Source organism: Kitasatospora sp. NPDC058492 (assembly GCF_042720685.1).
Taxonomy (GTDB): domain Bacteria; phylum Actinomycetota; class Actinomycetes; order Streptomycetales; family Streptomycetaceae; genus Kitasatospora.
In genome coordinates this window covers 39,485-48,388 of the sequence record NZ_JBHXMU010000067.1, presented here as the reverse complement: position 1 = coordinate 48,388, position 8,904 = coordinate 39,485, and the positions used below count along the sequence as shown (strand labels likewise).

The 8,904-nt window shown below is 76.0% G+C and carries 4 protein-coding genes; 2 read left to right on the top strand and 2 right to left on the bottom strand.

Annotated elements, in window-relative coordinates:
- Positions 1-84: 84 nt before the first annotated feature.
- On the bottom strand, positions 85-1,266 hold the full coding sequence (locus ACFWPI_RS32615) for a mechanosensitive ion channel family protein (protein ID WP_380376748.1): 1,182 nt from the start codon (positions 1,264-1,266) through the stop codon (positions 85-87).
- Positions 1,267-1,702: 436 nt separating this feature from the next.
- Here ACFWPI_RS32615 and ACFWPI_RS32610 point away from each other — a divergent pair, with 436 nt between their 5' ends.
- A complete protein-coding gene (locus tag ACFWPI_RS32610) occupies positions 1,703-2,347 on the top strand; it encodes an HNH endonuclease (protein ID WP_063349454.1) in 645 nt (214 codons plus the stop codon).
- 112 nt (positions 2,348-2,459) lie between these two features.
- On the opposite strand, the gene ACFWPI_RS32605 is transcribed toward ACFWPI_RS32610, so the two are convergent.
- On the bottom strand, positions 2,460-6,500 hold the full coding sequence (locus tag ACFWPI_RS32605) for a beta-N-acetylglucosaminidase domain-containing protein (RefSeq protein ID WP_380376751.1): 4,041 nt from the start codon (positions 6,498-6,500) through the stop codon (positions 2,460-2,462).
- A gap of 247 nt (positions 6,501-6,747) precedes the next feature.
- Between ACFWPI_RS32605 and malQ the strand changes: the two genes are divergently transcribed.
- Positions 6,748-8,883, top strand: a complete 2,136-nt coding sequence (gene malQ, locus ACFWPI_RS32600; protein ID WP_380376753.1) for a 4-alpha-glucanotransferase — start codon at positions 6,748-6,750, stop codon at positions 8,881-8,883.
- Positions 8,884-8,904 lie beyond the last annotated feature (21 nt).

Genomic DNA, 8,904 nt, shown 5'->3' with positions numbered 1-8,904 from the left:
GCCCGATGCTTCACGGGCCACCCCCACCCCCTTTTCCCCCTGGTTGTTGTAAATGGGGGCTTCGTGCTGCCGGGCCTGGAAGTCCTACGGCTTGGCGAGGTCGTCGGCCGGCCTCGGCGCCGGTATCGGTTCGGTCGCCCGGTACCGGGGCGAGGTCGGGTCGGACAGCGCGGACGGCGGCGCCGACTCGGTCGCGGGGGAGATCACCACCCCGGTGGCCGGGGCCGTCGTCGCCGCGGCGGCCACCGGCGCGGCCTCCTCCTTGACCTTGATCCCGGCCTGGTCGAAGGCCGTCTTCAGGCGCTGGCGCAGCGCCCGGGACACGGCCGGCGCCTTGCCCGGCGCGGTCCGCGCCTCGATCCGTACCATCACCGAGTCCGCCGCGACCGACTCCACGCCCAGGATCGACACCGGTGCCCAGACCAGCTCGTCGTACGGCGACTCCTTGGACAGCGCCTCGGCCGTCTCCTGGATCAGGTCCTCGACCCGCAGCAGGTCCTCCTTGTACCCGACCTGCACGTCCACCGAGGCGGTCGACCAGCCCTGGCTCATGTTGGCGATCCGCTTCACCTCGCCGTTGCGGATGTACCAGATCTCGCCGTTGGCCCCGCGCAGCTTGGTCACCCGCAGGCCGACCTCCAGCACCGTGCCGGCGGCCACCCCGGTGTCGATCTCGTCGCCGACGCCGTACTGGTCCTCCATGATCATGAAGACCCCGGAGAGGAAGTCCGTCACCAGGTTGCGGGCGCCGAAACCGATCGCCACACCGGCCACACCGGCGCTGGCCAGCAGCGGCGCCAGGTTCACGCCCAGCGCGGACAGCACCATCAGCGCGGCCGTGCCCAGGATGGAGAACGACGCCACGCTGCGCAGCACCGAGCCGATCGCCTCCGACCGCTGCTGGCGCCGCTCCGGGTTCACCACCCCGGTGTTGGCCAGCAGCCCGCCGAGCCGGCTCTCCTCGTGGTGGTCGTGCGAGCGCGCCATCCGTGTGATCAGCTGGGTGATCAGCTTGCGCACCACGGCGCGCAGCACCAGTGCCAGCAGCACGATGAAGACGATCCGCACCCCGCCGGCCAGCCAGCCCTGCCAGTGCGTGTCGAACCAGCTGGCGGCCTGCTTGGTGGTGTCGCTGACCTCCTGCGCGCTGGTCGGGATTCTCAGGTCCAGCTGCGGCAGCTGCGGCGCGGTCGGGCTGGGCGCCGGTGTCGGAGTGGAGAGCGTCGAGGACGCGTCGGCGATACCGGTGGCGCCGGAGCGGAACACGTGCGGGCCTTCCTGCAAGGGGGCGTGGCGGGCCCGCGCCGCGGCACGCGGCCCGCGGACCGTCCGCCTCAGCCTAACCGGCGCCGAACACCCGACCGGACACGCCGAAGGGCGTACGGAGCAACGCGAACGCCCCGTCAGCGCACCGGTGCGCTCCCCCGGACGACGGGGTCGGCCGCTGCTCCGACCGGCCGAGCGCTCCCCCGGGAGGGCCACGGGCGGCACCCCGAGGGCACCCGGGTGCAACCCGACCTTCCCCAGGGCATACCGGCTATGACAGAAGCCACACCGGAAGTTCACACCAGGTCCGTTACACAGGAGTGGTGGCGCCGTACAAAGGCGTAAGGCGACACTGGGGGAGATCGCGCACCAGTTGTGCGATCCAACCGCTCGTCCCGGCGCGAGCCACGCGCCGCAGGCGTCCAAGGAGGCATCCGTGCCGCATGTCCTGGTCCTCAACGCGTCCTACGAGCCACTCGGCGTCGTATCGATGCGCCGCGCACTCATCCTGGTCCTCAACCACAAGGCGGTCAGCCTGGAGGACTCGGAAGTCACTCTGCACAGCGCCACCAGCGCCCTTCCGGCGCCGTCCGTCGTCCGCCTGACCCGCTTCGTCCGGGTCCCGTTCTGCGGGCCCGTCCCGCTCACCCGCCGGGCGCTGTTCGCCCGTGACCACGGCCGCTGCGTCTACTGCGGGGCCGCCGCCACCAGCGTCGACCACGTCATCCCGCGCAGCCGGGGCGGCCAGCACCGGTGGGACAACGTGGTGGCGGCCTGCCGCCGCTGCAACCACACCAAGGCCGACCGCCACCTCACCGAACTCGGCTGGCGGATGAAGCGCCCACCGGCCCCGCCCAGCGGCCTCGCCTGGCGGATCATCGGCACCGGCATCAAGGACCCGCGCTGGCGCCCCTACCTGGAGCCGTACGGCGGCTCCGACCAGTTGCGCGCCCCGCAGTGGGGCGAGTACGAGCACCTCGACCATACCGAGCAGGGCCTCCCCGTCCCGCTCGGCCGGGCGCACTCGGCCCACTCCGCCCCCGTCCGCCGCGGTGAGCAGCCCGAACCGCTCTCCGCCTGACCCCGCTCCACAAGGGCCAGCCCGTCATATCGTCGGTACGCCTCATGGGCCGCCGCGCCCCCCACCGGGGAGCACGGCGGCCCGCCGCGTTGTCCGGTGGGGAGCGCGGCGACTACTTCTTCGGCGGCGCTGTCCCGCCCGTCGTGCCGCCTGTCGTACCGCCCGGAGTCCCGCCCGCCGGGGGCGTGGCCGGGGCGCTCGGAGCGGTCGGGGCCGTGGTCGGGGCCGTGGGCGCGGTGGTGGGCGCGGTGGTGGCGCCGCCGTCCGGCTGGGCCGGGGGGACGGTCGGCGGCTGCGACGGGGCGGGCGGGGTGACGGCGTACAGCTCGACGCCCCACAGCGAGTAGCCGTACTTGTTGGCCCGGGCCACGCCCTGCACCCGGAGGAACCGGGCGCCCGGCGCGTCGAAGCGCACGGTCTCGTCGCCGCCCCTGCCGTTGTCCACCGTCGCCGCGTCGGTCCAGGTGGTGCCGTCCGCCGAGACCTGGAGCCGGTAGGCGGCGGCGTACGCGGCCTGCCAGTGCAGCACCGCCGCGCCCAGGTGGGTCGTCTGCGGCAGTTCCAGCTGCACCCAGGCGTCGTCCTTGGCGGGGGAGGACCAGCGGGTCTTCGGGTCACCGTCGGTGACCGCCGAGGCGGGGAAGTTCGGCGTCTCGTCGCCCGAGGAGGTGGCCTTCGCACGGAGCGCCAGGTCCGGACCGCTGGTCGGCGGCACCACGTGCACCTGGAGCACCTGCTTCACGGTGGTGGCGCCGGCCACGAACTGCACCGGCACCTGGTACGTCCCGAACGGCGTCCCGGGATCGGCGCTGACCAGCAGCGGCACGCCGATGCGGCCGCCGCGCGGCACGGTCACCCCGGCCGCCGGGGTCACGGTCAGGCCCTTGGCCGCGGCCGGCACCTCTGTGCGCAGCTCGCCGGTGGTCCCCTCGGGGCGGCCGGCCTCGACGGTGGCCCGGGTCTGGGCGGGCGCGGCGGCGCCGGTCACCACGTCCAGGGTCGGGTCGGACAGGCTGAGCCGGGCCGCCGGGACGTCCGCGTACCAGGGGATCACCTGGTTGACCACCGGGGGGTCGCCGCCCGGCTTCCAGGTCAGCCGGAACGCGTCGGCGGCCTGCCCGCCGGCCGGCAGCTCGTTGTAGCCGGGCTGCACGGTGCCGATGTCCGTCCAGCCGCCGTCCGAGCGGCGCACCGAGACGGTGGCGGTGGCGTGCACGCCCGGGTCGGTGAGCACGGTGAGCCGGTCGAGCGGGCGGGCGGCGCCCAGTTCGACGGTGAGCGGCTCGTCCTGCGCGGTGGGCGGCTTGGCGGCCCGGTACGCGGTGTCCGGGTTGCCGTCCAGCACCGCGGACGCCGAGGAGCCGGGCAGCGCGGCGGGGCCGCCGGTGACGCTGGCGGGGGCGTCGTCGGGCGCGGTGACGGTGAACTCGCGCACCGCGACGGCGGTCTTCTGGGCGGCGGTGGCCCGCAGCCGCACGGCCCGCACCACCGGGCCGGCCGGCAGCTTGGCGCTGACCGACTTCTGGTTCTTGACCACGGCGAGCTGCTTCCAGCCGCCCTCGCCGGTGCTGTACTCCAGCACGCCGTCGTGGAGGTAGTCGTCGACCGCGCTCCGGCCGTCCGGCCCGTTGCCCCAGGAGCCCATCAGCACGGTGACGGCGCCGACCGGGCGCCCGCCGCCGAGGTCGACGCCGACCGCGTCGCCGGGCTGCGGGGGAGCGGAGCTCCAGTAGAACGTGTCGGCCACGCCGTCGGTCATCAGCGCGGGCAGGTGGTCGTGCGCGGTGCCCATGGTGGTGGTCGGGGTGATCCCGCCGCCGGCCACCCCGGCCCAGTTGTCGGCGGCCTGGACGGCCCGCTCCAGGAACGGCGCGAGCACGTCCGCGCCGATCGTGGCCGGGCTCTGCGCGAGCTGCTCGCGCAGCCGGTTGAGCTCCACCCGGGCCTTCCAGGCGGCCGCGCCGTCGCCGCCGTGCTGGGCCAGCAGCATGTCCAGCGAGGACTGTCCGGCCAGCCCGTAGTCGTGCAGCGGGGCGAGCCAGGGCGCGGCCTCGGCGGCGAGCTGGGCGGTGGCCTGGGTGCCGGCGAGGGTCTGCTGGGCGGTGGCCATCGCGGCGAAGGCGTCCCGCAGGGGCGCGGCGGCCTCTATCAGCTTGGCGAGGTCCGACGCGGTGCCCGAGGTGGGCTCGGCGGCGGCCCAGAACCGGTCGAGCAGCGGCGTCAGGTAGCCGGACTCCTGCTTGGACAGCGGCGAGGAGGAGCTGTTGCCGGCCAGCGCGGTGACCGCGGACAGGGCGGTGCCGGCGGGCGTGCTGCCGGCGCCGGTCGGGCCGGCGAGCGAGCGCACCGCGGCCTGCCAGGAGTCCTCCGGCCGGTAGCCGGCCGGGTTCCAGGCGAAGTCGCCGGCCGTGGCGAGGGCGATCCGGGAGGCCACCGGCTGCTGCATGGCACCGGTGAGCATCACCGCCGAGCGGGTGGCCACCTCCGGTTCGCGCCCGGTGTAGGCGCCGAGGAAGAGCCGGTCCGGGCTGGCGTCGTTGACCGGGTAGTTGTCCATGGTGACCAGCGGGTGGCCGTACAGGTCGCCGGTCTCGGCGGCCTGGGCGCCGGTGATCTTCTCCGGGATCACCCCGCCCCCGCTCCAGGCCACCTGCACGCCGTCCGGCAGCGCCGCGGCCAGCGCCTTGCGGTACGGCGTGACGCCCTGCTTGTGGTACTCGGTGGGCACGACGGACAGCGGCGCCAGGCCCGGGTTGCGCGCGATCAGCCGGTCCCGCACCTTGGTCACCAGCGCGGCCTGCGCCTTGGCGGCCGCAGCCGGGCCGGTGCCGTACGTGTCGCGGTCGTCGCCGCAGTGCCACTCGTCGTAGCTGACGTCCAGGAACTGGAGCTGGAAGGCGGTGAAGCCGAGCTTGCGCAGCCCGTCCAGCTTGGCCACCAGCGCGTCCACGTCCTTGCCGGAGCTGAAGCAGAGCGACTGCCCCGGGTCGATCGCGTAGCCGAGCGTGACGTGGTCGCGCCGGGCCAGGCCGCCCAGTTCGCGCAGCTCGTCGGCCTGGGCGGCGGGGTAGGCGTCGCGCCAGCGGGAGAGCCGGAACGGGTCGTCACCGGGGGCGTAGAGGTAGAAGTTCTGCTTGGAGCGGCCGAGGAAGTCCACCTGGTCGAGCCGCTGCTGCGCCGTCCACGGGCTGCCGTAGAACGCCTCCGCGGTGCCGCGCACCGGCGCGCCGCTCGGCCAGTCCCGCAGCGTGATCCCGGGCAGGCCCAGCCCGGCGGCGCCCGGCGCCTGCCCCTGCCCGGCCGGGACGGCGGCGAGCAGCTGGCGCAGGCTCTGCGCGGCGTAGAAGGTGCCCACCGCATCCGCGCCCGCCAGCACCACCGCGCCGTACGTCCCGCCGCCCTGGGCCGGCAGCTGACCGACCGACAGCACGTACCCGCCGGCCGGCATGCCCGCGGTCGAGGGGGCGGCGCCGTCCTTGCCGCCGGCCGCGGCGGACAGCGCGCGCAGCGCCCGGTCCGTCCGGCCGTCGGCGCCCTCGGCCGGTCCGCCGATGTACACCACCAGCGACCCGGCGGCCGGCGCGTCGGCGTCCGGCTCCGGGGTGACGGTCGTCGCCCCGGCGACCTCCAGCACCTCCCGGACGGCGTCCAACGCCCCGAGGTCCGCGTCCGGCGCCGGCACCAGCGTCACCGCGGCCGGCACCGCGACCGGCTTGCCGGCCACCGTCTGCTCCTGCGGCCGCGGGAACACCTGCGGGTTCGTCATGCTCCCCAGCGGCGTCTGCGGCGCGCTGCTCACCACGTCCGGCCCCGCCGACGCCGCGTACGCCGCCGACGGCATCGGCCCGGCCAGCAGCCCGCCGACCACCGCCGCCGCCGCGACCCCCGCCGCGATCTGCAGGGTCCGCCGCCCCGGCCGCCCCGCCGCCCGCCGGGCCCGCTCCGCCCGCACCGACGCCAGCAGCGGTTCCGTCCCCTTGAGGCCGGCGATCAGCCGGTCCGCCGTCCTGGGCGCCAGTTGACGGCACGTCCGCGCCGTGGCCCGCCGCGCCGCCAGCGCCGCCGGGTGGTACAGCACCTCCCGCAACGCCGCACTCCGCTCCAACCGCTGCCGCAGCCGCCGCCCGGCCACAACGGACACTCGGGCTTCCACAGGAGCCTCCTCGCCAGGCCTGGACCACATCGCCGCAACCCCACCAGCTACCCAACCCGGTGTCAACGCGGCCGCCCGCTATGCCGGGTCTGCCCCGGTTCGAGCATTCGGTCCGGGGTCGCGGCAGCCCCCGGCCGCCAGGCCGATCCGCCCACGCGGTCGTGTCGCGCAGCGTCGTCGGGCCGTCACCCGGGTAGGACTGTGGTCGTCCTGACCAGGCGTTGCCGAGACATCGCAGGAGCCGCGAGTGGCCGCTTATCTCGACCGTGACGGAGCCGACGGGCTGAGGGTGCCGACGCAGGACGCGCCGCCGCCACCGCCCGAACTGGTGGCGCTGGCGCAGGCGTACGGGGTGGACACCCGGTACCCCGGGCCGGGGGGTGTGACCGTGGGGGCGCGCACGCTGGTCGCGGTGCTGGCGGCCCTGGGGGTGGCGGCGGGGACGCCGGAGCAGGCGCGCGAGGCGCTGGAGCGTCACCGGGCCGCGCAGCAGGCCCGGTTGCTGCCGCCCTGCGTGGTGGTCCGTCAAGGGCGGCGGACGGCACTGGACGTGCCGGCCGACGCGCGGCTGCACGTGGAGCTGGAGGACGGCGGGGTGTGGGAGCTGCCGCGCGGCCACTCGCACTGGCTGCCGCCGGACCTGCCGCTCGGGCGGCACACGCTCAGGGCGGAGAGCGGCGAGGGCAAGGCCCAGGCGGCGCTGATCGTCGCACCGGAGAAGCTGCCCCCGCTGCCCGGCTACAGCTGGGGCTTCCTCGCCCAGCTGTACTCCGTCCTGTCCGACCGCTCCTGGGGCATGGGCGACCTCGGCGACCTCGCCGAGCTGGCCCGGTGGGCGGGCGCCGGCCTCGGCGCGGGCTTCGTCCAGATCAACCCGCTGCACCAGGCGCTGTCCGCCGCCCCCGCCGCCCCCACCGATCCGTCCCCCTACCGCCCCTCCTCCCGCCGCTTCGCCGATCCGGTGCACCTGCGGGTCGAGGCCGTCCCCGAGTACGCCTATCTGACGGGTGACCAGCGCGCCGAGGCGGAGGAGCTGGGCCGCCGGGCCGCCCGGCTGCGCGACGAGGTGCTGGGGCACGACGGCCTGATCGACCGGGACGCCGTCTGGACGCTCAAGCGCGAGGCGCTGGAACTGCTGCACGAGGTGCCGCGCGGCCCCGGCCGCCAGGCCGCGTACGAGGCCTACCAGCGCCGCGAGGGCGACTGGCTGCGCCGGAACGCACTGTGGAACGCGCTCGCCGAGGTGCACGGCGCCGACTGGCACGGCTGGCCGAAGGGGCTGCGTCACCCGGACGGCCCACAGGTGGGGCGCGCCTCCCGGGAGCTCGCCGACCGGGTCGAGTTCCACCGCTGGCTCGCCTGGCAGGTCGACCAGCAGCTCGCCGAGGCCCAGGGCGCGGCCCGGCAGGCCGGCATGCAGGTGGGCCTGATCCACGACCTGGCCGTCGGCGTCCACCCGGACGGCGCGGACGCCTGGGCGCTCCAGGACGTGCTGGCCGGCGGCATCTCCGTCGGCGCCCCGCCGGACGCCTTCAACGCCCACGGCCAGGACTGGGGCCTGCCGCCCTGGCGCCCGGACGCGCTGGCGGCGGCCGGCTACACCCCGTACGCGGAGCTGCTGCGCGCGGCGGCCCGGCACGCGGGCGCGGTCCGGATCGACCACGTGATGGGCCTGTTCCGGCTCTGGTGGGTGCCGGACGGCCACCCGCCGACCGAGGGTGCGTACGTGCGCTACGACGCCGAGGCGATGCTCGGCGTGCTGGCCCTGGAGGCGCACCGGGCCGGGACGGCGGTGATCGGCGAGGACCTGGGCACGGTGGAGCCGGGCGTCCGGGAGGAGCTGGCGGCGCGCGGGATCCTCGGCACCTCCGTGCTCTGGTTCGAGCGGGACTGGCAGGCGGCGGGGGAGATCCTCGCCCCGGACCGCTGGCGCCCGGGCTGCCTGGCCACCCTCACCACCCACGACCTGCCGAGCACCGCCGCCCGGCTCTCCGGCGAGCACGTCGAGCTGCGGCACCGGCTCGGGCTGCTGGCCCGTCCGCTGGGCGAGGAGCAGGAGGAGGCGGTGGCCGAGCTGGCGGACTGGCGGGCCGAGCTGACCGCGCGGGGGCTGCTCGCGCCGGGCGAGCCGCTGTCGATGCCGGTGCTGTACCGCTTCCTGCGCGCGACCCCGGCGGAGCTGGTCGGCGTCTGGCTGCCGGACCTGGTCGGCGATCCGCGCCCGCAGAACCTGCCCGGCACCTGGGACCAGTACCCGAACTGGCGCCTGCCGGTCGCCGACGGCGCCGGCGACCCGGTCACCCTCGACCGCCTGGCCGCCACCCCGGCCGCCCGCCTGCTCGCCCACCTGCTGGCCCCGCCCGGCGCCCACCCCGCCGTCTGACCCCGCCGTCCGACCCCGGCA